Origin of the sequence: Neisseria gonorrhoeae (genome assembly GCF_013030075.1) — a bacterium.
In the GTDB taxonomy this organism is placed as follows: Bacteria; Pseudomonadota; Gammaproteobacteria; order Burkholderiales; family Neisseriaceae; genus Neisseria; species Neisseria gonorrhoeae.
In genome coordinates this window covers 1,577,041-1,600,214 of the sequence record NZ_AP023069.1, presented here as the reverse complement: position 1 = coordinate 1,600,214, position 23,174 = coordinate 1,577,041, and the positions used below count along the sequence as shown (strand labels likewise).

Below are 23,174 nucleotides of genomic sequence, written 5' to 3'. Positions count from 1 at the left end.
GTATTCCTTGGGAAATCAGTTCAGAAAGCGTGACGGGTCGTTTTTCTTGACCCGGCGGGCGAACGCATATTTGCCGCTCCAATATTTGTGGCTCAGGCTGGTGATTTCGATATTTTTCCCCGTGCGCGGCGCGTGGATGAAGCGGTTGTTGCCGATATAAAGTCCGACATGGGAAATGCGGCTGCCGCCGAGCGTGCGGAAAAACACCATATCCCCGGGCTGCAATTCGCTTCGGGCAACGGGTGCGCCCATCCGCGCCTGTTCCGCCGACGTGCGCGGCAGGTTGATGCCCATGGCGCGTTTGAAGATGTGCTGCATGAATCCGCTGCAGTCAAAACCGGTAGAAACCGATGTGCCGCCGTAGCGGTAGGCAATACCCAAAAGCCCCATCGCGCTGCCGATGAGTTCGTCGGCATTGCCCGCCCGCCGGGCGGGGGCTCGGTTGACGGGTAAAACGGGCTGTTCGTTAAGCCCCATCGCGCTGCCGATGAGTTCGTCGGCATTGCCCGCCCGCCGGGCGGGGGCTCGGTTGACGGGTAAAACGGGCTGTTCGTCTTCGGCAAACTGTCTGAGAATCTGCTCGCGGCTGCTGAGCAGGTTGGTCAACTCGTCGGCAAGGGCGGGGCGGACGGCAAACATCAGCCACAAAACCGCCCAAACTGCCGGTTTGAAAAAAGAATCCATATCGGTGTTTCCGCGCAGGAGGCATCGTGCCGCCGTGCGATGTTATGCTGTATCAGTCGAAAATATCTTGTTGATTGTATATAAAAAAACGGCTGTTTGGCAAAAAACGGCTTGTTAGATTGAGTTAATATGTTGATTTTTATATAATTTATTGAGAATTTGGGAAGCGCATCCGCCGTCCGCCTTGTTTTCGCGCCGACCGCAACCATATAGCCGCCATCCGAACAATCAGTCAGAGAAAATCATGAATCAAACCGCCATCAACCGCGCCGATGCGCGTACCCGCTTTATCTTCGACGATATGCCCGTGCGCGGGCTGCACGTCCGTCTGGAAAACGTGTGGCAGCACATTGTAAAACAGAAAAACTATCCCGCCGCCATCCGCTGCGCCTTGGGAGAGCTACTGGCTGCCGGCGTTCTGCTGTCGGGCAACCTTAAAAACGAAGGCACGCTGATTGTGCAGGTTCAGGGGCAGGGAAAACTGAAAATGCTGGTTGCGGAAGCGACTTCCGACCGTACCGTCCGTGCAACCGCGCGGTGGGACGAAACCGCAGAAATAGCCGATGACGAAAGCCTCGGCGACCTTTTGGGCGGCAACGGCGTGTTCGTATTGACGCTGCAACCCAAAGACGGCGAACCCTGGCAGGGCGTAGTGCCTTTGGAAGGCGGCAGCATCGCGCAAATGTTGGTGAACTATATGAAACGTTCCGAACAGCTTGATACGCACATCGCCCTGTCTGCAAGCGATGAAGCGGCGGGCGGGCTGCTGGTGCAGCGTCTGCCTGAAGAGGTGTTGGATGAAGAGGCATGGGAACACGTCAGTACGCTGGCGCGCACGCTGACGGCGGAGGAGCTGGCAGAATTGGACGCGCAACACGTTTTATACCGCCTGTTCCACGAAACGCCGCCGCGCGTGTTCGAGCCGGAAACGTTTGAATCCTCATGTACCTGTTCTCGGGGCAAGGTCAGCGATATGCTGTTGATGCTGGGCGGGGAAGAAGTCGGCGGCGTGGTGGCGGAACAAGGCAGCATCGAAGTCGATTGCGACTTCTGCCACAGCAAATACGTGTTTGATGAAACCGATGTCAACGCGCTGTTCGGGGAGGATGTGGTCGGCGTTGCCAAAGGGCTGCCCCGACATACCGTCCAATAATCTTGAGCAACAAGGATGAATGGTCGAATGCCGTCTGAAGCAGCTTCTGCTTCAGACGGCATTTTTGCGCGGGTCGGGACGGCATTTAAAGCAGGAACAGGGTGGCGAGACTCAAGAAAATGAGGAAGCCGCCGGAGTCGGTAACGGCGGTAATCAGCACCGAGCTGCCCAGCGCGGGATCGCGTCCGAATTTTTCCATTACCACGGGAATCAATACGCCGACCGTTGCCGCCAGCAGGAGGTTGAGCGTCATCGCGGCAACCATGACCAAACCGATGCCGAGGCTGCCGTAAAGCAGCCACGAAACCGCTCCCATCACCGTCCCCCAAATAATGCCGTTGACCAAGGCGACGCCGACTTCTTTTTTCAACAGCCTTCCCGCCTGCATATCCGTCAGCTGCCCCATCGCCATCGCGCGGACAATCATGGTAATCGTCTGGTTGCCCGAGTTACCGCCGATGCCGGCGACGATGGGCATCAGCGCGGCGAGTGCGACGATTTTTTCGATACTGCCTTCAAACGCGCCGATGACGCGGCTGGCGAGGAAGGCGGTGCAGAGGTTGACGGCGAGCCACATCCAGCGGTTTTTGACGGAATCCAAGACGGGGGCGAACAGGTCTTCCTCTTCCTGCAAACCTGCCATGTTCAACATATCCGCTTCGGATTCTTCGCGGATCACGTCCACCATCTCGTCGATGGTAATCCTGCCGATGAGCTTTTTGTTTTCATCAACGACGGGCGCGGTAACCAAGTCGTAGCGTTCAAACGCCTGCGCCGCTTCTTCCACGTCGTCCTCGGCGCGGAAACGCACGACATCTTTCGCCATCACGTTTTCCACCAAATCTTCGGGATCGGCGACCAAAAGTTTGCGGATGGGCAGCACGCCCTGCAGCACGTCGTTTTCATCGACGACAAAAATCTTGTCGGTATGGTCGGGCAGGCTGTCGAAGCGGCGCAGATAACGCAGCACCACTTCGCAGGCGACATCGGCGCGGATGCAGACCAACTCGAAGTCCATAATCGCACCGACTTGGTTGTCTTCATACGACATTGCCGCCTTGACTTGGGCGCGCTCTTCCTCATCGCGCGTCTGTAAGGCTTCATAAACCACTTGGTGCGGCAAATCGTCTGCCAGCTCCGCCAATTCGTCCGCATCCAAATCATCGACCGCCGCCAACAATTCGTCCTTGTCCATTGACTCGATCAGCGTTTCTCGCACCGCGTCGGATACTTCCAGCAATACTTCGCCGTCGTCTTCGGGTTTGACCAGAAGCCAAACGATATTGCGTTCGCGCGGCGGCAGGGACTCCAAGACGTCGGCCACGTCGGCAGGGTGCAACTCGGCCAAGAGGACGGTCAGCTCGGTCAGTTTGTCGCGCAGCGGCGCATCTTCGAGCGGTGTGCCGTTTTCGATTTGTTCAAAAGCAGGTTCGAGGATTTCGCAGAGGGAGTGGACACGGTCGAAATCGGCGGAAGGGCGTTCGGCATGGTTTTGACCGGTTTCGCCGTCGTGTGTCGGAGGAGTGTGTTCGATGCTCATAAATGCTCCGCCCGCCGTGTGCGGGGAGGCATTCCGGCGGGATGGTTATTGTCGTTTGGAATCGGAAGGGGTGTTCAGTAAAAACGAACTGGGAAGGTCCATAATAAAAGCCCGAAAAATCAGGCACGGGATTGGAAACAGCACTATTCTACTCCCTTTTGAAACGGTTTACTATTTTTAACGCAAATGCCGTCTGAAACGCGGGTTTCAGACGGCATTTTTCGGAGGGCAGGTCAGCGGTAGGCGTTTTTCAGTTCGCGCAGGGCGGCGAATACTTCCAAACCGCTGTTCAGCGTTTTGCCGACCAGGGCTTCGGCACGTTGGCGGACGGCGGGGATTTCTGTCCGTAAGAACGGGTTGACGCGGCGTTCGTGCGCGAGGGTAACGGGCAGGGTGGGCGTGTGTTCCGCCGCCTTCAATGCCGTCTGAATGTCGGCGTTGTCCGGCTCGATATGGGCGGCGAAACGCAGGTTGGCGGCGGTGTATTCGTGTGCCGGATAGAACAGGGTGCCTTCGGGTAATTGGTTGAACCGTTGGAAGTTGTCGTAAAGCTGTTCGACCGTGCCGGTAAACACGCGTCCGCAGCCGGCGGAAAAAAGGGTGTCGCCGCAGAAAACGTGTATGCCGTCTGAAGTTTCGAGAAGGTAGCTGGTGTGGCGGTCTGTGTGGCCGGGTGTTGCCCAAACGGTAACCTGACCGTTGCCGAAGGTGAATCGTGTGCCGGCGGTTACGGTGTGGGTGGCGGCTTCGATGTCGGATTCGCCGTAAACGGGCGATTCCATGTAGCCGCGCCAGAGTGCCGCCGCACCGCCTTCGTGGTCGGGATGGGGGTGCGTTACCCAGGTTTGGGCGAGCATGAGTCGGTTGCGTACGAGGAATTCCAAGACGGGCGAGGGTTCGGAAGGATCGACGCAGACGGCATGGTTGCCGTGCTGTATCATCCAGATGTAGTTGTCGGTCAGGGCTTTGACGGGGGTAATTTTCATGAGTGTTCCTTGATGGTTCGGATGCCGTCTGAAAGGTGTATCCGAAAGGCGTTAATATACAGCGGAACCCTAGCAAACGCCATCATGCTGTTTCAGGCGGCATTTTTTCTTATAAAAACCTTTCAGCAACAATATATTGCCAAACTGCAAACCAAACTGCCTTTGATAACTGCCGACCTTCCCTCTAAAATACGTTCGAATTTTTAAATATATAAACTCAATAGATCGAATATGCCGCAACAAACCATGAATTTAATGCGCGAGTGCATACCCATTTTTACCGTATTGAGCGATGAAAACCGCCATCAGATCCTGCATGTATTGTGGAAACACGGTAGGATGAATGTGAATGAGCTGACCGAGCATCTGCATCTGTCGCGCCCTGCTGTGTCGCACCATTTAAAAATCATGCTGCAAGCCGGAGCGGTGGCGGTGGAGCAGGTCGGCAAAGAGCGGTTTTACAGTATTGCCATGGCGGATGCGGTGGCGAGATTGAAACAGCTTGCCGATTTGATGGCTCAAAATTGCCCGCTTTCAAAATAGGGTTATCCGTTGGCCCTTTATTTTTACCCAAATACGTTTACATTTTTAAACTTATCAACTTAAAGGAACGATCATATTATTCACGCCATTCACTTTTCAAAACGGCAAAACCGCCAAAAACCGTATCTTCAAATCCGCCATGGAAGAGCAACTTGCCCAAAACGACCAGCCGTCTGAAAAACTTGTCCGCCTGTACGGCGCTTGGGCAGAAGGCGGCGCAGGCGTTTTGGTGACGGGCAATGTGATGGTGGCTGAAAGCGGCAAAGGTTCGATAAACGATGTGTTGATTTCAGACGACCGCGCCCTTGAAATGCTGAAAAAATGGGCGAAAGCCCGCATGCAAAACGACACGCTGCTCATCATGCAAATCAATCATGCGGGCAAACAGTCGCCTGCGGTGGTCAATAAAACACCGCTTGCACCGAGCGCCGTGCCGCTGGTGGGCATGAATGGCTTTATCAATCCGCCGCGCGAATTGAGTGCCGATGAAATCAACGGGCTGATTCAGCAATTCGTACAAACTGCCAAAATTGCCGAACAGGCAGGCTTTTCAGGCGTACAAATTTACGCCGTACACGGTTATCTCATCAGCCAATTCCTCTCGCCGCACCACAACCGCCGCCAAGACCAATGGGGCGGCAGTTTGGAAAACCGTATGCGCTTCCTTTTGGAAACCTACACCGCTATTCGCGCTGCCGCGGGCAAAGATTTCTTGGTGGGCGTAAAACTCAATTCGGCAGATTTCCAAAAAGGCGGATTTGACGAAAGCGAATCGGTGCAGGTGGTGCAAAAACTGTCGGAAATGGGCATTGATTTTATTGAAGTTTCCGGTGGCAACTACGAAAGCCCGCAAATGCTCGCCGCCAAAGACAGCACCCGCAAACGCGAAGCCTTCTTCATCGATTACGCCGAAAAAGCCCGTGCAGCCAGCCAAGCCCCGCTGATTATCACCGGCGGATTCCGTTCGCAAACCGCCATGGAAGATGCCTTATCCAGCGGTCATTTGGATTTGGTCGGCATAGCCCGCCCGTTTGCCTTAGTCCCTGATTTGGCGAACAAAATGCAAAACAGAACTTACCAAACCGTACAAGCAGACCGCATCCAAACTGGCGTAGCATTTGTTGATAAAAAAGCGGGTGCAATGTTAGAAATGAACTGGTATATGACGCAAATGGATTTGATCGGACAAGGAAAACAGTCCAACCCTAAATTGTCGGCGTGGAAAGTATTGCTGAAAACTTTGCGGGAAAACGGTAAAGCGGGATTGAGTACCGGCAGGGCTTGAGAATGGTCAAAATGCCGTCTGAAACGGGTTTCAAAACCTTTTTTAGACGGCATTTGTTTGGGCAGACGGTTTAGCCCAAGGCTTTACGTGCGCCGGCAAAGAGGCGGTACCAGCCGGACAGTTCCGTCCAGCCTTCCGGTTTCCGGCTCATTTGTGCGGCACGGTACACGCGTTCGGGGTGGGGCATCATAATGGTAACGCGGCCGTCGGCGTTGGTAATGCCGGCGATGCCCTGCGGCGAGCCGTTGGGGTTGAGCGGATAGGTTTGGGTAACCTGGTTTTGACCGTCCACATATTGCAGCGCGATGCCCAAATCGGCGGAAATATTGCCGCCGTGAAGCGCGAAGTCGGCGCGGCCTTCGCCGTGGCTGACCACGACAGGCAGGCTGGAGTCTTGCATTTCGTTCAAAATCAGCGACGCTGATTTGGGGACGTGAACCATATTCAGGCGCGCTTCAAACTGCTCGCTCAGGTTGCGTTTGAACTTCGGCCATGTTTCTGCGCCCGGGATAATTTCGGCAAGGTTGCTGACCATTTGGCAGCCGTTGCACACGCCCAATGTCAGCGTGTTCGGATCGGCAAAGAAGGCGGCGAATTGGTCGCGCAAGGCAGGGTGGAACAGGATGGATTTCGCCCAGCCTTCACCCGCGCCGAGTACGTCGCCGTAGCTGAAGCCGCCGCACGCCGCCAGCATTTTGAAGTCGGCAAGGCGGAAGCGGCCAGCCATCAGGTCGGACATATGCACGTCGTAGGCATCGAATCCGGCGCGGGTGAAGGCGGCGGCCATTTCGATTTGCCCGTTTACGCCCTGTTCGCGCAGGATGGCGATTTTAGGTTTCGCGCCACTGTTGATAAACGGCGCGGCGATGTCTTCGTTCACGTCGAACTTCACGTCGGCAAACAATGCGCTGTGTTCGTTGTCGCCAATCAGGGCGAACTCGCTGTCGGCGCAGGCAGGGTTGTCGCGCAGGCGTTGGATGGCGTGGCTGGTTTCCTGCCACGCGCGTTGCAGGTCGGCGCGGTTTTGTTCCAAGAAATAACCGTAACCAAAGAAAGAAATAAACTCATTGTCAAAATCAGGAGAGCCAATCCGGCTGACCGCATCGGTTAAGCCGGCCGTTTCAAATGCCGCATCAACATAATCCCTATCTTTTTGGCGGATTTGGATAACCGCGCCTAATTCTTCATTGAATAAGATTTTAATGGCGGCATGATTATAAAGTTCGTCAGATAAGTCTTCGGCAGGGTCGCCTTGAAAATCCGGGAGATGAATCGGCAGGAATTTATCCATCAGGCAATCTATATCGGCACTAATACCGCACCGTGCCGCAAACGCCATTTCCGCCAGCGTCGCAAACAAACCGCCGTCGCTGCGGTCGTGATACGCCAAAAGTTTGTCTTCGGCGACAAGCTGTTGAATTACGCTGTAAAACGCTTTCAGACGGCCTGCATCGTCCAAATCGGGCGCGTCGCCGCTCATGTTGTTGTACACCTGACCGAACGCCGAGCCGCCCATGCGCGCTTTGCCGAAGCCCAAATCGATAAACAGCAATACGCTGCCTTCGACGTTTTTCAATTCGGGCGTAACGGTTTTTCGCACGTCTTTAACAGGCGCGAACGCGGAAATAATCAGGCTCAACGGCGAAACCACGGATTTTTTCTCTTCGCCGTCCTGCCACACGGTTTTCATCGACAGGCTGTCTTTACCTACGGGAATGCTCAAATCCAATGCCTGGCAGGCTTTAGAAACGGCTTCGACGGTGCGGTAGAGTTTTTCGTCTTCGCCTTCGTTGCCGCACGCCGCCATCCAGTTGGCGGAAAGTTTGATGTTGCCGATGTCGCCGATGTTGACTGCCGCGATGTTGGTGATGGCTTCGCCGACGCACATTCTGCCCGAGGCGGGCGCGTCAAACAGGGCGACGGCCGGTTTTTCGCCCATAGACATCGCTTCGCCGCGATAGGTGTTGAAGCCCATCATGGTAACGGCGCAGTCGGCTACGGGGGTTTGGTATTTGCCGACCATTTGGTCGCGGTGGGTCATGCCGCCGACGCTGCGGTCGCCGATGGTAATCAGGAAGTTTTTGGCGGCTACGGCAGGCAGGCGCAAAACGCGGTAGGCGGCTTCGGTGATGTCGATATCGCCCGCGTGAAACGGTTTTTTGGACGGCGTAACCGTTTTGTCGGTACGCGTGGTTTTGGGCGGTTTGCCGAGCAAGACGTTCAGCGGCAAATCGACGGGGTTGTTGGAGAACAAATCGTCGCGCACTTTCAAATGACCGTCGTCGGTCGCCGTGCCGACTACGGCAAACGGGCAGCGTTCGCGTTCGCAGATGGCGCGGAAGGTGTCCAAATCTTTTTCCAAAATCGACAAGACATAACGCTCTTGCGATTCGTTACACCAGATTTGCAAAGGCGTTAAACCGTGTTCTTCCAACGGCACTTCGCGCAGCTCGAATACCGCGCCGCGTCCGGCATCGTTGACCAATTCAGGGAAAGCGTTGGACAAGCCGCCCGCGCCCACGTCGTGGATGGAGATAATCGGGTTTTGGTCGCCGAGCTGCCAGCAGCGGTCGATGACTTCCTGCGCGCGGCGTTCGATTTCAGGGTTGCCGCGTTGTACGGAGTTGAAGTCCAAAGACGCATCATTTGTACCGGTATCCATCGAAGAAGCCGCACCGCCGCCCAAGCCGATGAGCATGCCCGGGCCGCCCAGTTGGATCAGCAGTGCGCCTTCGGGGATTTCGTCTTTGTGCGTCTGCTGCGCCTGAATGCTGCCCAAACCGCCGGCAATCATAATCGGTTTGTGGTAGCCGCGAACCTGACCGTCAAATTTTTCTTCAAAGGTGCGGAAGTAGCCCAAGAGGTTCGGGCGGCCGAATTCGTTGTTGAACGCCGCACCGCCAATCGGGCCTTCAATCATGATGTCCAACGGCGAGGAAATGTGTTCCGGCTTGCCGTAGTCTTGTTCCCACGGCTGTTTGAGGTCGGGGATGTTGAGGTTGGACACGGTAAAGCCGGTCAAGCCCGCTTTCGGACGCGAACCTTTGCCCGTCGCACCTTCGTCGCGGATTTCGCCGCCCGCGCCTGTTGCCGCGCCCGCAAACGGCGCGATGGCGGTCGGGTGGTTGTGCGTTTCCACTTTCATGATGATGTGGGTGTCTTCCTCGTGGAAACGGTAGCCTTGGTTTTCCGCTGCATTCGGATAGAAACGCTCGATTTTCGCGCCTTTGATCACGGACGAATTGTCTTTATAGGCGACGACCGTACCTTCGGGATGCGCGTTGTGCGTGTCGCGTATCATGCCGAACAGGGATTTCGGTTGTTTTTCGCCGTTGAGGATGAAATCGGCGTTGAAGATTTTGTGGCGGCAGTGTTCGCTGTTTGCCTGCGCGAACATCATCAGCTCCACATCGGACGGATTGCGCTGCAAAGCCTGATAGTTTTCAACCAGATAATCGATTTCGTCGGCGGAGAGTGCCAAACCCGTTTCGGTATTGGCTTTGACCAAAGCCTCTTTACCGCCGCCCAAAACATCGACGGTGGAGAAGGTTTCGGATTTGAGATGGTGGAATAATTTGGATGCCGTCTGAAAATCGGGCAGCACGGATTCGGTCATGCGGTCGTGCAGCAACGCCGCCCATTGCTGTTTCTGTTCATCGGTAAGCGCACCTTCCAGCCACACCGCCATACCGCGCTCGATGCGTTCGATGCCTGCCAAACCGCAGTTTTCCGCGATATTGGTCGCCTTGGAAGCCCACGGCGAAATCGTACCCAAACGGGGCGTTACCAAAAACAAATGCAAACCCTCGCGCGCTTCGGGCGTTTGTTCAACGCTTTGCGCCGCCAACAAGGCTTGCAGTTTTTCGACAGTCGCGGCATCAAGTGCTTTCTCGCTGCCGGCGAAATACCAAAATTCGCTGCTTAATTTGACTTCGGGCAGGCCGAGTGCGGCGGCTTTTTGCAAGAGTTTTTCGACACGGAAATCGGAAAGGGCGGTAACGCCGCGCAAGGGCAAAACAACAGACATGGATTCGGCTCTCAAATGCGGTTGGAAAAGCTGTCATTATATGCGCAACGGGGGCTGTATTGCTTGGGTATTTTGGTTTAAAATGTTGACAATCTGACGGGGGTTCCCGTTTTTCGGATGTGTTTGTATTGTTTGTTCAAAGGAAATTTTATGAAAAAAATCGAGGCGATTGTCAAACCGTTCAAGCTCGACGACGTGCGCGAGGCGTTGACGGAAATCGGCATTACGGGCATGACCGTCAGCGAGGTCAAAGGGTTCGGCAGGCAGAAGGGGCATACGGAAATCTATCGCGGTGCGGAATACGCCGTCGATTTCCTGCCCAAGGTCAAAATCGAGTTGGTGTTGGCGGATGATGCCGTGGAACGCGCGATTGACGTGATTGTCGAGGTGGCGCGTTCGGGCAAAATCGGCGACGGCAAGATTTTTGTGCTGCCGGTCGAGGAGGCAATCCGTATCCGCACGGGCGAACGTTCGGACGCGGCGGTTTGAGCGTTTGGAATGGAAATGCCGTCTGAAAGGCTTTCAGACGGCATTTGTTTTTGGGTCTGTACCAGATTAGCAGATATGTTACCCTCGAAATATGAAGATAACACACTGCAAATTAAAGAAAGAAGTACAAAAAGAACCGCTCCGTTCTTTTGTACCGGAAGTTACCGCCCGTTCTGCCGCCGATATTTTGGGTATCCATCCCGATTCGGCGGCACTGTTTTACCGTAAAATCCGCACGGTTACCAACCATCGTTTGGCCTTGGCTGCCGATGAGGTTTTCGAGGGCCCCGCCGGGCCGGGCGGAAGCTGTTTCGGCGTACGGCGTAAAGGCAGACGCGGTCGCGGCGCGGCAGGAAAAGCGGTTGTCTTCGGCATTCCGAAACGCAACGGGCGGGCCTATACCGTTGCCGCGGACAATGCCGAGCCTGAAACGTTGCTCCCTGCCGTCAAAAAGAAAATCATGCCGGACGGTATTGTTTATGCCGATAGCCCGGGCAGCCGCGGCAAGTCGGACGCGGGCGGTTTTACCCGTTGCCGCATCAACCGTTCCAAGGAATTTGCAGACCGTCGGAACCACATTAACGGCATTGGGGATTTTTGGAATCAGGCAAAACGCGCCTTGCGGAAATACAACGGAATCGATCGTAAACCTTTCCCGCCGTTGTTGAGGGAATGCGAATTTCGATTTAACTTCGGCACACCGTCCCGGCAGCTAAAAATCCTGCGGGATCGGTGTGGAATTTAGGGATAATCTAGTACAGCCCCTATTTATTTTGTGCCTTACTTTCAGTACCAATTGCCACCGCACTTAAATTTGTTGCCTGAGAAGATGTCCCCACTGCAATTCCTTTCGTACCACTGGCAGCACTGCTTTTCCCTAAGGAAATACCAAAATTCGATGCATTAGCAGAAGTACCCAATGCCACTCAATTTTAGATGCCGATGCTTTATCGTTCCATGATAAGGAGCCATTATTACCTTCTTGCAAAGTAGAATCCGCCCCATAAGAAGACAAAGCACTCATTAACAAAATACCAGCCGCTATCGCGGACGACCTATATACATAACATTACTTCATATCATTTCATTCAGTATCAATAGTATAGGATAACTCCCCCCCCCCGTCAATCGAAATAATTCCCGTATTTTAATGTCGTATTGTTCCTGTATATTTAGTGATGTGATAAGTATAGTTTATTTTTTGAGGTTTTTATGAATTTACCTTTTCGGGCAATGGTGTCTGATTTAGGTGGCACACTTTTAACACCTGAACATTTAGTGGGTGATCTTACCATTGATACTCTGAGAGTATTAGAGCAAAAAGGCGTAGATATTATTTTGGCAACAGGACGCAATCATACCGATATGTCATCCATTCTTGGAAAAATCGGTGCGGAACGTGCGGTTATGATTACATCAAACGGTGCTCGTGTACGGGATTTACAGGGTAATTTGCTTTATAGCAATAGTTTGCCTGAAGAATTAGTTCTCGAGCTTTACAAAACATCATATGTGGGAAATCTTATTCAGATACCAAGATTTTGTCGCCATCAATAAACCTCAAGGCATATCCGTCCACCGTTCCGGCGGCGAAGTCAGTCTGACGGCAACACTTGCGGCACAGTTGGGCGTAGAAAAGGTATGGTTGCTGCACAGGTTGGACAAGCAGGCCGGAGGCATATTGCTGTTTGCCCTTAATCCCCAAAGTGCCGCTGTTCTTGCCGCACAGTTTGCCGAAAGGAAAATGAAGAAAACCTATTTGGCTTTGTCCGACCGCAAACCGTCCAAAAAACAAGGATGGATAAAAGGCGGCATGGAAAAATCCAGGCGCGGGATGTGGAAGCTGACGCGCAATATGGAAAATATTGCCGTTACCCGGTTTTTCAGTATCCGCATCAGTGAAAAAATGCGGCTGTTCATCCTTGAGCCACATACGGGTAAGACACATCAGTTGAGGGTGGTAATGAAGAGTCTGGGCAGCTCTATATTTGGGGACAGCCTGTATGGAGGAACAGAATCCGAAACTATGTTCCTGTATGCGTGAAAAATACAATTTACCTATCAACAACAAGAAATCGAAATTACCGCACCTTTGAAAAATGCATGGCAGGCCGAAAATATCTCTCATGCACTGGAAGAATTTTATATGGCAAAAGCAGGTTAATAGATATAAATCAATTAAAACAATATGATAAATATTTTTATAAAATTTTTTCAAAAAACGGTTGACCGCAAATCTCTTTAAGCGTATAGTTCGGTTCTTCGCCGCTGCCGAAGCGGCGGACGAACTGAAAAGTATAGCACGGAATGTCGGAAATATCGAGAGATATCTTAGACAGGCGGAAGGGATACTTTATAATTTCGCAACGCTCTTTAACAAAACAGATTACCGATAAGTGTGAGTGCCTTGGGCCTCGCACTGTTTGAAAGACAGACGAGATGATGTTTTGAACATTGTCCTGTCGGTTTCTTTGAAGCAGACCAGAAGTTAAAAAGTTAGAGATTGAACATAAGAGTTTGATCCTGGCTCAGATTGAACGCTGGCGGCATGCTTTACACATGCAAGTCGGACGGCAGCACAGGGAAGCTTGCTTCTCGGGTGGCGAGTGGCGAACGGGTGAGTAACATATCGGAACGTACCGGGTAGCGGGGGATAACTGATCGAAAGATCAGCTAATACCGCATACGTCTTGAGAGGGAAAGCAGGGGACCTTCGGGCCTTGCGCTATCCGAGCGGCCGATATCTGATTAGCTGGTTGGCGGGGTAAAGGCCCACCAAGGCGACGATCAGTAGCGGGTCTGAGAGGATGATCCGCCACACTGGGACTGAGACACGGCCCAGACTCCTACGGGAGGCAGCAGTGGGGAATTTTGGACAATGGGCGCAAGCCTGATCCAGCCATGCCGCGTGTCTGAAGAAGGCCTTCGGGTTGTAAAGGACTTTTGTCAGGGAAGAAAAGGCCGTTGCCAATATCGGCGGCCGATGACGGTACCTGAAGAATAAGCACCGGCTAACTACGTGCCAGCAGCCGCGGTAATACGTAGGGTGCGAGCGTTAATCGGAATTACTGGGCGTAAAGCGGGCGCAGACGGTTACTTAAGCAGGATGTGAAATCCCCGGGCTCAACCCGGGAACTGCGTTCTGAACTGGGTGACTCGAGTGTGTCAGAGGGAGGTGGAATTCCACGTGTAGCAGTGAAATGCGTAGAGATGTGGAGGAATACCGATGGCGAAGGCAGCCTCCTGGGATAACACTGACGTTCATGTCCGAAAGCGTGGGTAGCAAACAGGATTAGATACCCTGGTAGTCCACGCCCTAAACGATGTCAATTAGCTGTTGGGCAACTTGATTGCTTGGTAGCGTAGCTAACGCGTGAAATTGACCGCCTGGGGAGTACGGTCGCAAGATTAAAACTCAAAGGAATTGACGGGGACCTGCACAAGCGGTGGATGATGTGGATTAATTCGATGCAACGCGAAGAACCTTACCTGGTTTTGACATGTGCGGAATCCTCCGGAGACGGAGGAGTGCCTTCGGGAGCCGTAACACAGGTGCTGCATGGCTGTCGTCAGCTCGTGTCGTGAGATGTTGGGTTAAGTCCCGCAACGAGCGCAACCCTTGTCATTAGTTGCCATCATTCGGTTGGGCACTCTAATGAGACTGCCGGTGACAAGCCGGAGGAAGGTGGGGATGACGTCAAGTCCTCATGGCCCTTATGACCAGGGCTTCACACGTCATACAATGGTCGGTACAGAGGGTAGCCAAGCCGCGAGGCGGAGCCAATCTCACAAAACCGATCGTAGTCCGGATTGCACTCTGCAACTCGAGTGCATGAAGTCGGAATCGCTAGTAATCGCAGGTCAGCATACTGCGGTGAATACGTTCCCGGGTCTTGTACACACCGCCCGTCACACCATGGGAGTGGGGGATACCAGAAGTAGGTAGGGTAACCGCAAGGAGCCCGCTTACCACGGTATGCTTCATGACTGGGGTGAAGTCGTAACAAGGTAGCCGTAGGGGAACCTGCGGCTGGATCACCTCCTTTCTAGAGAAAGAAGGGGCTTTAGGCATTCACACTTATCGGTAAACTGAAAAGATGCGGAAGAAGCTTGAGTGAAGGCAAGGTTCGCTTAAGAAGGGAAACCGGGTTTGTAGCTCAGCTGGTTAGAGCACACGCTTGATAAGCGTGGGGTCGGAGGTTCAAGTCCTCCCAGACCCACCAAGAACGGGGGCATAGCTCAGTTGGTAGAGCACCTGCTTTGCAAGCAGGGGGTCATCGGTTCGATCCCGTTTGCCTCCACCAAAACTTTACAAATGAAAGCAAGTTTGCTGTTTTTAGCAGCTTATTTTGATTTGCGAAGTAGAATAACGACGCATCGATCTTTAACAAATTGGAAAGCCGAAATCAACAAACAAAGACAATGAGTTTGTTTTGATTTTTTATTCTTTGCAAAGGATAAAAAATCTCTCGCAAGAGAAAAGAAAACAAACATAGTATTTGGGTGATGATTGTATCGACTTAATCCTGAAACACAAAAGGCAGGATTAAGACACAACAAAGCAGTAAGCTTTATCAAAGTAGGGATTTCAAGTTTGCTTACTTAGTCAACGGGTAGGTAAACGAAGTCAAAGAAGTTCTTGAAATGATAGAGTCAAGTGAATAAGTGCATCAGGCGGATGCCTTGGCGATGATAGGCGACGAAGGACGTGTAAGCCTGCGAAAAGCGCGGGGGAGCTGGCAATAAAGCTATGATTCCGCGATGTCCGAATGGGGAAACCCACTGCATTCTGTGCAGTATCCTAAGTTGAATACATAGGCTTAGAGAAGCGAACCCGGAGAACTGAACCATCTAAGTACCCGGAGGAAAAGAAATCAACCGAGATTCCGCAAGTAGTGGCGAGCGAACGCGGAGGAGCCTGTACGTAATAACTGTCGAGATAGAAGAACAAGCTGGGAAGCTTGACCATAGCGGGTGACAGTCCCGTATTCGAAATCTCAACAGCGGTACTAAGCGTACGAAAAGTAGGGCGGGACACGTGAAATCCTGTCTGAATATGGGGGGACCATCCTCCAAGGCTAAATACTCATCATCGACCGATAGTGAACCAGTACCGTGAGGGAAAGGCGAAAAGAACCCCGGGAGGGGAGTGAAACAGAACCTGAAACCTGATGCATACAAACAGTGGGAGCGCCCTAGTGGTGTGACTGCGTACCTTTTGTATAATGGGTCAACGACTTACATTCAGTAGCGAGCTTAACCGGATAGGGGAGGCGTAGGGAAACCGAGTCTTAATAGGGCGATGAGTTGCTGGGTGTAGACCCGAAACCGAGTGATCTATCCATGGCCAGGTTGAAGGTGCCGTAACAGGTACTGGAGGACCGAACCCACGCATGTTGCAAAATGCGGGGATGAGCTGTGGGTAGGGGTGAAAGGCTAAACAAACTCGGAGATAGCTGGTTCTCCCCGAAAACTATTTAGGTAGTGCCTCGAGCAAGACACTGATGGGGGTAAAGCACTGTTATGGCTAGGGGGTTATTGCAACTTACCAACCCATGGCAAACTCAGAATACCATCAAGTGGTTCCTCGGGAGACAGACAGCGGGTGCTAACGTCCGTTGTCAAGAGGGAAACAACCCAGACCGCCGGCTAAGGTCCCAAATGATAGATTAAGTGGTAAACGAAGTGGGAAGGCACAGACAGCCAGGATGTTGGCTTAGAAGCAGCCATCATTTAAAGAAAGCGTAATAGCTCACTGGTCGAGTCGTCCTGCGCGGAAGATGTAACGGGGCTCAAATCTATAACCGAAGCTGCGGATGCCGGTTTACCGGCATGGTAGGGGAGCGTTCTGTAGGCTGATGAAGGTGCATTGTAAAGTGTGCTGGAGGTATCAGAAGTGCGAATGTTGACATGAGTAGCGATAAAGCGGGTGAAAAGCCCGCTCGCCGAAAGCCCAAGGTTTCCTACGCAACGTTCATCGGCGTAGGGTAAGTCGGCCCCTAAGGCGAGGCAGAAATGCGTAGTCGATGGGAAACAGGTTAATATTCCTGTACTTGATTCAAATGCGATGTGGGGACGGAGAAGGTTAGGTTGGCAAGCTGTTGGAATAGCTTGTTTAAGCCGGTAGGTGGAAGACTTAGGCAAATCCGGGTTTTCTTAACACCGAGAAGTGATGACGAGTGTCTACGGACACGAAGCAACCGATACCACGCTTCCAGGAAAAGCCACTAAGCTTCAGTTTGAATCGAACCGTACCGCAAACCGACACAGGTGGGCAGGATGAGAATTCTAAGGCGCTTGAGAGAACTCGGGAGAAGGAACTCGGCAAATTGATACCGTAACTTCGGGAGAAGGTATGCCCTCTAAGGTTAAGGACTTGCTCCGTAAGCCCCGGAGGGTCGCAGAGAATAGGTGGCTGCGACTGTTTATTAAAAACACAGCACTCTGCCAACACGAAAGTGGACGTATAGGGTGTGACGCCTGCCCGGTGCCGGAAGGTTAATTGAAGATGTGCAAGCATCGGATCGAAGCCCCGGTAAACGGCGGCCGTAACTATAACGGTCCTAAGGTAGCGAAATTCCTTGTCGGGTAAGTTCCGACCCGCACGAATGGCGTAACGATGGCCACACTGTCTCCTCCCGAGACTCAGCGAAGTTGAAGTGGTTGTGAAGATGCAATCTACCCGCTGCTAGACGGAAAGACCCCGTGAACCTTTACTGTAGCTTTGCATTGGACTTTGAAGTCACTTGTGTAGGATAGGTGGGAGGCTTGGAAGCAGAGACGCCAGTCTCTGTGGAGTCGTCCTTGAAATACCACCCTGGTGTCTTTGAGGTTCTAACCCAGACCCGTCATCCGGGTCGGGGACCGTGCATGGTAGGCAGTTTGACTGGGGCGGTCTCCTCCCAAAGCGTAACGGAGGAGTTCGAAGGTTACCTAGGTCCGGTCGGAAATCGGACTGATAGTGCAATGGCAAAAGGTAGCTTAACTGCGAGACCGACAAGTCGGGCAGGTGCGAAAGCAGGACATAGTGATCCGGTGGTTCTGTATGGAAGGGCCATCGCTCAACGGATAAAAGGTACTCCGGGGATAACAGGCTGATTCCGCCCAAGAGTTCATATCGACGGCGGAGTTTGGCACCTCGATGTCGGCTCATCACATCCTGGGGCTGTAGTCGGTCCCAAGGGTATGGCTGTTCGCCATTTAAAGTGGTACGTGAGCTGGGTTTAAAACGTCGTGAGACAGTTTGGTCCCTATCTGCAGTGGGCGTTGGAAGTTTGACGGGGGCTGCTCCTAGTACGAGAGGACCGGAGTGGACGAACCTCTGGTGTACCGGTTGTAACGCCAGTTGCATAGCCGGGTAGCTAAGTTCGGAAGAGATAAGCGCTGAAAGCATCTAAGCGCGAAACTCGCCTGAAGATGAGACTTCCCTTGCGGTTTAACCGCACTAAAGGGTCGTTCGAGACCAGGACGTTGATAGGTGGGGTGTGGAAGCGCGGTAACGCGTGAAGCTAACCCATACTAATTGCCCGTGAGGCTTGACTCTATCATTTGAAGGACTTCAAGAGATAAAAGCTTACTGACTGATTCAGTCATTACCGAATATATTGATTAAGGCTTTACCGATTTGCAACAGTTTAAGTTTGGCGGCCATAGCGAGTTGGTCCCACGCCTTCCCATCCCGAACAGGACCGTGAAACGACTCAGCGCCGATGATAGTGTGGTTCTTCCATGCGAAAGTAGGTCACTGCCAAACACCCTTTCAGAAAACCCCCGGATATCCGGGGGTTTTTGCTTTGCCCGGAAAAAATGTCGGGGATGGCGGGACGGCATCTGTACGGTGTCCGGTCGGGTTTGCGGAGGAACGGCTTGAAACTTTGGGATATTCATTTTAGAATGACCCGTTTTATAGCGGATTAACAAAAATCAGGACAAGGCGGCGGGCCGCAGGCAGTACGGATAGTACGGAACCGGTTCGCCCGGTGCTTCATCACCTTAGGGAACCGTTCCCTTTGAGCCGGGGCGGGGCAACGCCGTACCGGTTTTTGTTAATCCGCCATATCGTCGCAAGATGCGGTTTGTTGTTTGCAACCCTTAAAGGAAAAACCATGAAAAAAATGTTTGTATTGTTCTGTATGCTGTTCTCCTGCGCCTTCTCCCTTGCGGCGGTAAACATCAATGCGGCTTCGCAGCAGGAGCTGGAGGCGCTGCCGGGCATAGGCCCGGCGAAGGCGAAGGCCATTGCGGAATACCGCGCGCAAAACGGCGCGTTCAAGTCTGTGGACGATTTGATCAAGGTGAAGGGCATCGGTCCGGCGGTGCTGGCGAAGCTGAAAGACCAGGCTTCCGTCGGCGCGCCCGCACCAAAAGGCCCCGCCAAACCGGTGCTGCCTGCGGTTAAAAAATAGAGTGGGAAATATGCATACTGCTGAATGGGATAGTAAGTCTGTTCAAAGAAATATGTTGAATAATCTGTTCTTATTGGAAGTAAAGTAATGACTGATAATCGGGGGTTTACGCTGGTTGAATTAATATCAGTGGTCTTGATATTGTCTGTACTTGCTTTAATTGTTTATCCGAGCTATCGCAATTATGTTGAGAAAGCAAAGATAAATGCAGTGCGGGCAGCCTTGTTAGAAAATGCACATTTTATGGAAAAGTTTTATCTGCAGAATGGGAGATTTAAACAAACATCTACCAAATGGCCAAGTTTGCCGATTAAAGAGGCAGAAGGCTTTTGTATCCGTTTGAATGGAATCGCGCGCGGGGCTTTAGACAGTAAATTCATGTTGAAGGCGGTAGCCATAGATAAAGATAAAAATCCTTTTATTATTAAGATGAATGAAAATCTAGTAACCTTTATTTGCAAGAAGTCCGCCAGTTCGTGTAGTGACGGGCTGGATTATTTTAAAGGAAATGATAAGGACTGCAAGTTACTTAAGTAGGCTTGTTTACAAATCGATCGATAGTGTTTCAGTATTTGTGCGGTTTTCCGCCTTGATGGAATGAGAATCGTGTAATATTAAGCCTATAGTTATGACCCGTGATCCGTATCTGGATTGTTTCTGGATAAAAGAATAAACCCAATTATCTTTAGCCGTGGATTTATGGTGCATGGTAGCAAAAATTGTATAGGGGTGTACATTACTCATCTGAAAAGGTGAACAGATTTTATAATGCCGTCTGAAGATGTTTTCAGACGGCATTTTGTTTCCAATTCGTTATAGGCTTAGTAATTTAAGGCATGTTTGCACCTTTAGACATAAGGGCAATCGCAGCCCCGTCCTTAATGTACAAATCACTATCCAGCTTCAACCATGCCTAATAGTTTTCCGAATCGAATACCTTCGCCCGATAACGCCCTAAGGAAATTTTTTGGACATCGCGAACCTTGTCCTGCTGAAAATACAAAAGGCCGCGTTCGACGATGTGGGGCGGAAATAGGAGGGGTAGGTAGATACGGGACATGGTTTGCTTCCAAGGAGTTGTTGAAATATGGGGAATTTACTGGTTTGGGCGATGTTTGGGGAGAGGGGTGGGAATTCTTGTTTTGCGAAGTGGAAAAAGGTCGTCTGAAAATGGGTTTCAGACGACCTTTCTGTGAAATGTGCATTTGAAGATATCCGATCGTTTGGAGGAAATTAAGTTCTGCTTATTTAGATGCATGAATTTTAATAAAATCTCAAATTATTTTTGATAAGCAATAAATTATATGTTATATAAAGTTAGTTCTCACTAGTCTAATTATTTAAATAGAAATGAAAAACAGTAAGTTAAAGGCGGTTGATTTTTTCTGTGGCGGAGGCGGAATGAGCTATGGAATGTAATCCGCCGGTATTCAGGTTTTAGCCGGGATAGATTACGAACTTAGCTGCAAAGAAACATATGAAGCCAATATAAATGCCAAATTTATACAGGCTGATATTTTTGAATTGCAGCCTGAAACCTTGGAAAAAGAACTCGGCTTAAAAAAGAATGATGATGATTTGATTCTTATAGGTTGTAGTCCTTGTCAATATTGGAGTGTTATTCAAACAGACAAAAGAAAATCGGAAAAATCCAAGAGTTTGCTTTTGGAGTTTCAGCGGTTTGTAGAATATTTCAATCCCGGATATGTTGTTGTAGAGAACGTACCGGGAATTCTGAGCAGAATGAAAGAAAGCGGGCTTGATAATTTCATAAAGTTATTGGAAGAAAAAGGATTTACCGTCCATTTCGGTATTCACAATACGGCTGATTACGGAATTCCCCAAAGCCGTAAAAGATTTACGTTAATTGCAAACAGAATAACCAAAAAAAGCTGGAACCAGTCAAGTATTCGGGCAAACGGCTTACGGTACGCGATGTTTTGGGAATGGAAAACGGCTTTCCCAAAATTATGGCAGGACATCAAGACGAGACGGATTTTATGCATAGTTGTGCGGGATTATCCGATATCAATTTGAAACGATTGGCTTTGATACCTAAAAACGGAGGAAACCGTTTGGCTTTTGCGCATATTCCCGAATTACAGCTGGAATGTTTTATCGGAAAAGACAATAGTTTTAAAGACACGTTCGGTAGGCTATGGTGGGATAAGCCCGCACCTACCATAACGACCAAATTCTTTAGCATTTCCAACGGGCGGTTTGCCCATCCTGAAGAAGATAGGGCGTTATCCCTGCGAGAAGGTGCAACATTGCAATCGTTCCCTCGTAACTATGTCTTTAAAGCGGGCAGTAGGGACAAGATAGCCCGTTTGATTGGTAATGCCGTTCCTCCGATGTATGCGGAAAAAATAGGCAGGGCAATTGTTGATAATATCGAATGTTAGAAAAGGAGAAAACATGTCTGAAGAAAAATTGAAAATGAGTTTCGAGCCAACCGTAATCGAACATTTGGGTGTAAAGATGTATTCGCACACTGTTCCTGCGATTGCCGAGTTGATAGCGAATGCCTACGATGCATGTGCTACGGAAGTGGAAGTTAGGTTATTCGATAAACCGGAGCATAAAATCGTTATTAAAGATAATGGCATAGGAATGAGCTTCGATGAAATCAATGATTTTTATTTGAGAATCGGTCGGAACAGAAGGGAAGAAAAACAAGCCTCCCCGTGCGGAAGAATTCCAACGGGTAAAAAAGGTCTTGGTAAATTGGCATTATTCAGGCTTGGCAACAAAATCGAAATCTCTACTATCCAAGGAAACGAACGGGTTACTTTTACTTTGGATTATGCAGAGATTAAAAAAAGTGAGCGTATTTATCAACCGGAGTTTCAGAAAGAGTCTGTTAAACCCAATACCGAAAACGGAACAACTATAACTTTAACCGAGCTGACGAAAAAACAAGGATACCCGTTAGATAATTATGTGGGGCATCTTTCCCGTTTATTTGATTTTCCGGCTCAGGATTTTAAAATCAAAGTAAGCTTGAACGGCTCGGAACCAAGAATCATTGACGGAAACCTAAAATATAATCTTGTTACCCCACAATTCGAATGGGAATACCAGGATCTAGCAACCAATATTTCATCGTTATCTTCAAAATTCGAACAGTATGAATACAGCGGATTAATACAAGGTAAGTTCATTACAACGGAAAAACCTTTAAAGAATAATATGAAAGGTATTACCTTGTTTGCCAACGGCAGAATGGTAAATATGCCCGAGTTTTTCACTGATAGCGAATCCAGCCATTTCTAATCCTATCTGACAGGATGGTTAAGTATTGATTTTATAGATAATGATGGTGAAGATTTAATCGCTACAGATAGGACATCATTGGATTGGAAGCATCCTAAAACTTCAAAATTACGGGTTTTCCTTGGGGAAATCGTCTGAGCCATCGGGCAAGATTGGAGAAAAAGAAGAAAAAAAGAGAAAGATTACGAAGTGAAAGGTGAAAGCGGAGTTGATATCGAAAATTGGAAAAACAAATTGCCAGAAAAGGAAAGAGAACCGGTAGAAGTTATTTTGAATCGTTTGGAAGATTCGGAGCTTACAAATAAAGAACAAGCGGAAGTAATCTCTGCCTTACATAGTATTATTCCAGAATATCCTTACTATCATTGGCGGCATTTGCATCAGGATTTGCATACTGCCTGTAACGATTTTTACAATGAAAAGAAGGATTATTTAAGTGCTGCAATCGAGGCAGTTAAAGTTTTCGAAGATAAGGTTCAGAAGCAGACAGGTCTTCATAGCATAGACGGAAGAGAATTGATTGAAAAAGCCTTCGGGAGTAAAAAATCTATGCTTCTATTAACGAATAACAAAACGCAGGCGGAACAAAATTTAGAAGATGGTCTTGAACAGCTTGCATGCGGAACATGGACTGGATTTAGAAATCCTGTGCAACATGAGTTAAGAGCAAATTTATCTCCTAGTATTTTTAATGACAAGGATGCTTTGGATTTAATCAGCTTAGTTTCATATTTATTGAGAAAAGTGGAACAAACAAAAAAACGAGCTAAACCTACATCGCCTTAA

17 protein-coding genes, 2 tRNA genes, 3 rRNA genes and 2 pseudogenes are annotated in these 23,174 nt (G+C 50.4%); 19 read left to right on the top strand and 5 right to left on the bottom strand.

Translation table 11 applies throughout. From position 1 onward, the window contains the following. Positions 1 to 15: 15 nt before the first annotated feature. Complete coding sequence (locus tag HT085_RS08380; RefSeq protein ID WP_003697500.1) at positions 16 to 684, bottom strand: C40 family peptidase; 669 nt, start codon at positions 682 to 684, stop codon at positions 16 to 18. 244 nt (positions 685 to 928) lie between these two features. On the opposite strand from HT085_RS08380, the gene hslO reads away from it, so the two are divergent. Beyond that, the gene (gene hslO, locus HT085_RS08375; protein ID WP_010358617.1) at positions 929 to 1,837 is read left to right on the top strand and encodes an Hsp33 family molecular chaperone HslO; all 909 of its coding nucleotides are present in this window, start codon (positions 929 to 931) and stop codon (positions 1,835 to 1,837) included. A gap of 85 nt (positions 1,838 to 1,922) precedes the next feature. Here hslO and mgtE read toward each other — a convergent pair whose 3' ends face one another. After that, complete coding sequence (mgtE, locus tag HT085_RS08370; protein WP_003689618.1) at positions 1,923 to 3,377, bottom strand: magnesium transporter; 1,455 nt, start codon at positions 3,375 to 3,377, stop codon at positions 1,923 to 1,925. A 233-nt stretch (positions 3,378 to 3,610) separates the two neighbouring features. Then, the gene (gene gloB, locus HT085_RS08365; RefSeq protein ID WP_003689617.1) at positions 3,611 to 4,363 is read right to left on the bottom strand and encodes a hydroxyacylglutathione hydrolase; all 753 of its coding nucleotides are present in this window, start codon (positions 4,361 to 4,363) and stop codon (positions 3,611 to 3,613) included. Between the two features lie 231 nt (positions 4,364 to 4,594). On the opposite strand from gloB, the gene HT085_RS08360 reads away from it, so the two are divergent. Then, the gene (locus HT085_RS08360; protein WP_003689616.1) at positions 4,595 to 4,906 is read left to right on the top strand and encodes an ArsR/SmtB family transcription factor; all 312 of its coding nucleotides are present in this window, start codon (positions 4,595 to 4,597) and stop codon (positions 4,904 to 4,906) included. A gap of 70 nt (positions 4,907 to 4,976) precedes the next feature. After that, the gene (locus HT085_RS08355; RefSeq protein ID WP_308472334.1) at positions 4,977 to 6,191 is read left to right on the top strand and encodes an NADH:flavin oxidoreductase/NADH oxidase family protein; all 1,215 of its coding nucleotides are present in this window, start codon (positions 4,977 to 4,979) and stop codon (positions 6,189 to 6,191) included. Positions 6,192 to 6,261: 70 nt separating this feature from the next. Here HT085_RS08355 and purL read toward each other — a convergent pair whose 3' ends face one another. Next, positions 6,262 to 10,218: a phosphoribosylformylglycinamidine synthase gene (purL, locus tag HT085_RS08350; protein ID WP_014580344.1), complete on the bottom strand. Its 3,957-nt coding sequence runs from the start codon at positions 10,216 to 10,218 to the stop codon at positions 6,262 to 6,264. Positions 10,219 to 10,368: 150 nt separating this feature from the next. Between purL and HT085_RS08345 the strand changes: the two genes are divergently transcribed. Continuing rightward, positions 10,369 to 10,707, top strand: coding sequence for a P-II family nitrogen regulator (locus tag HT085_RS08345; protein WP_002218119.1), 339 nt, complete (start codon positions 10,369 to 10,371; stop codon positions 10,705 to 10,707). A 91-nt stretch (positions 10,708 to 10,798) separates the two neighbouring features. After that, positions 10,799 to 11,452 (top strand): IS1595 family transposase, encoded by a 654-nt coding sequence (locus HT085_RS08340; protein WP_048596804.1) that lies wholly within the window; start codon positions 10,799 to 10,801, stop codon positions 11,450 to 11,452. A gap of 19 nt (positions 11,453 to 11,471) precedes the next feature. Here the strand turns inward: HT085_RS08340 and HT085_RS11930 are convergent, their stop codons facing one another. Further along, positions 11,472 to 11,633: a hypothetical protein gene (locus HT085_RS11930; protein ID WP_003698918.1), complete on the bottom strand. Its 162-nt coding sequence runs from the start codon at positions 11,631 to 11,633 to the stop codon at positions 11,472 to 11,474. A 286-nt stretch (positions 11,634 to 11,919) separates the two neighbouring features. On the opposite strand from HT085_RS11930, the gene HT085_RS08330 reads away from it, so the two are divergent. The 14 genes and pseudogenes from HT085_RS08330 (at position 11,920) to HT085_RS11915 (ending at position 23,174) form a co-directional block, all read left to right on the top strand. Further along, on the top strand, positions 11,920 to 12,264 hold the full coding sequence (locus HT085_RS08330) for an HAD hydrolase family protein (protein ID WP_003691787.1): 345 nt from the start codon (positions 11,920 to 11,922) through the stop codon (positions 12,262 to 12,264). Next, a pseudogene (locus tag HT085_RS08325) lies at positions 12,218 to 12,871 on the top strand (TIGR01621 family pseudouridine synthase). Before HT085_RS08330 ends, HT085_RS08325 begins: the two are co-directional and overlap by 47 nt. 341 nt (positions 12,872 to 13,212) lie before the next feature. Beyond that, a 16S ribosomal RNA gene (locus HT085_RS08320) occupies positions 13,213 to 14,753 on the top strand. Between the two features lie 100 nt (positions 14,754 to 14,853). After that, a tRNA-Ile gene (locus HT085_RS08315) sits at positions 14,854 to 14,930 on the top strand. A gap of 5 nt (positions 14,931 to 14,935) precedes the next feature. Beyond that, a tRNA-Ala gene (locus tag HT085_RS08310) sits at positions 14,936 to 15,011 on the top strand. A 347-nt stretch (positions 15,012 to 15,358) separates the two neighbouring features. Next, positions 15,359 to 18,250, top strand: a 23S ribosomal RNA gene (locus tag HT085_RS08305). A gap of 96 nt (positions 18,251 to 18,346) precedes the next feature. After that, a 5S ribosomal RNA gene (rrf, locus tag HT085_RS08300) occupies positions 18,347 to 18,460 on the top strand. Together the 16S, 23S and 5S rRNA genes with 2 tRNA genes alongside form the textbook arrangement of a ribosomal RNA operon. 35 nt (positions 18,461 to 18,495) lie before the next feature. Continuing rightward, positions 18,496 to 18,612 (top strand): annotated as a pseudogene (locus tag HT085_RS11925) (competence protein ComE); the annotation flags it as partial. A 104-nt stretch (positions 18,613 to 18,716) separates the two neighbouring features. Beyond that, positions 18,717 to 19,112, top strand: coding sequence for a helix-hairpin-helix domain-containing protein (locus tag HT085_RS08295; protein ID WP_003703428.1), 396 nt, complete (start codon positions 18,717 to 18,719; stop codon positions 19,110 to 19,112). Between the two features lie 87 nt (positions 19,113 to 19,199). Continuing rightward, a complete protein-coding gene (locus HT085_RS08290) occupies positions 19,200 to 19,649 on the top strand; it encodes a type IV pilin protein (protein ID WP_002214937.1) in 450 nt (149 codons plus the stop codon). An 891-nt stretch (positions 19,650 to 20,540) separates the two neighbouring features. Next, a complete protein-coding gene (locus HT085_RS08280; protein ID WP_080229275.1) occupies positions 20,541 to 21,149 on the top strand; it encodes a DNA cytosine methyltransferase in 609 nt (202 codons plus the stop codon). A gap of 38 nt (positions 21,150 to 21,187) precedes the next feature. After that, on the top strand, positions 21,188 to 21,517 hold the full coding sequence (locus HT085_RS08275) for a DNA cytosine methyltransferase (protein WP_002234365.1): 330 nt from the start codon (positions 21,188 to 21,190) through the stop codon (positions 21,515 to 21,517). Between the two features lie 13 nt (positions 21,518 to 21,530). Continuing rightward, a complete protein-coding gene (locus tag HT085_RS11920) occupies positions 21,531 to 22,388 on the top strand; it encodes an ATP-binding protein (protein ID WP_012503917.1) in 858 nt (285 codons plus the stop codon). A gap of 189 nt (positions 22,389 to 22,577) precedes the next feature. Beyond that, complete coding sequence (locus HT085_RS11915; RefSeq protein WP_012503916.1) at positions 22,578 to 23,174, top strand: TIGR02391 family protein; 597 nt, start codon at positions 22,578 to 22,580, stop codon at positions 23,172 to 23,174.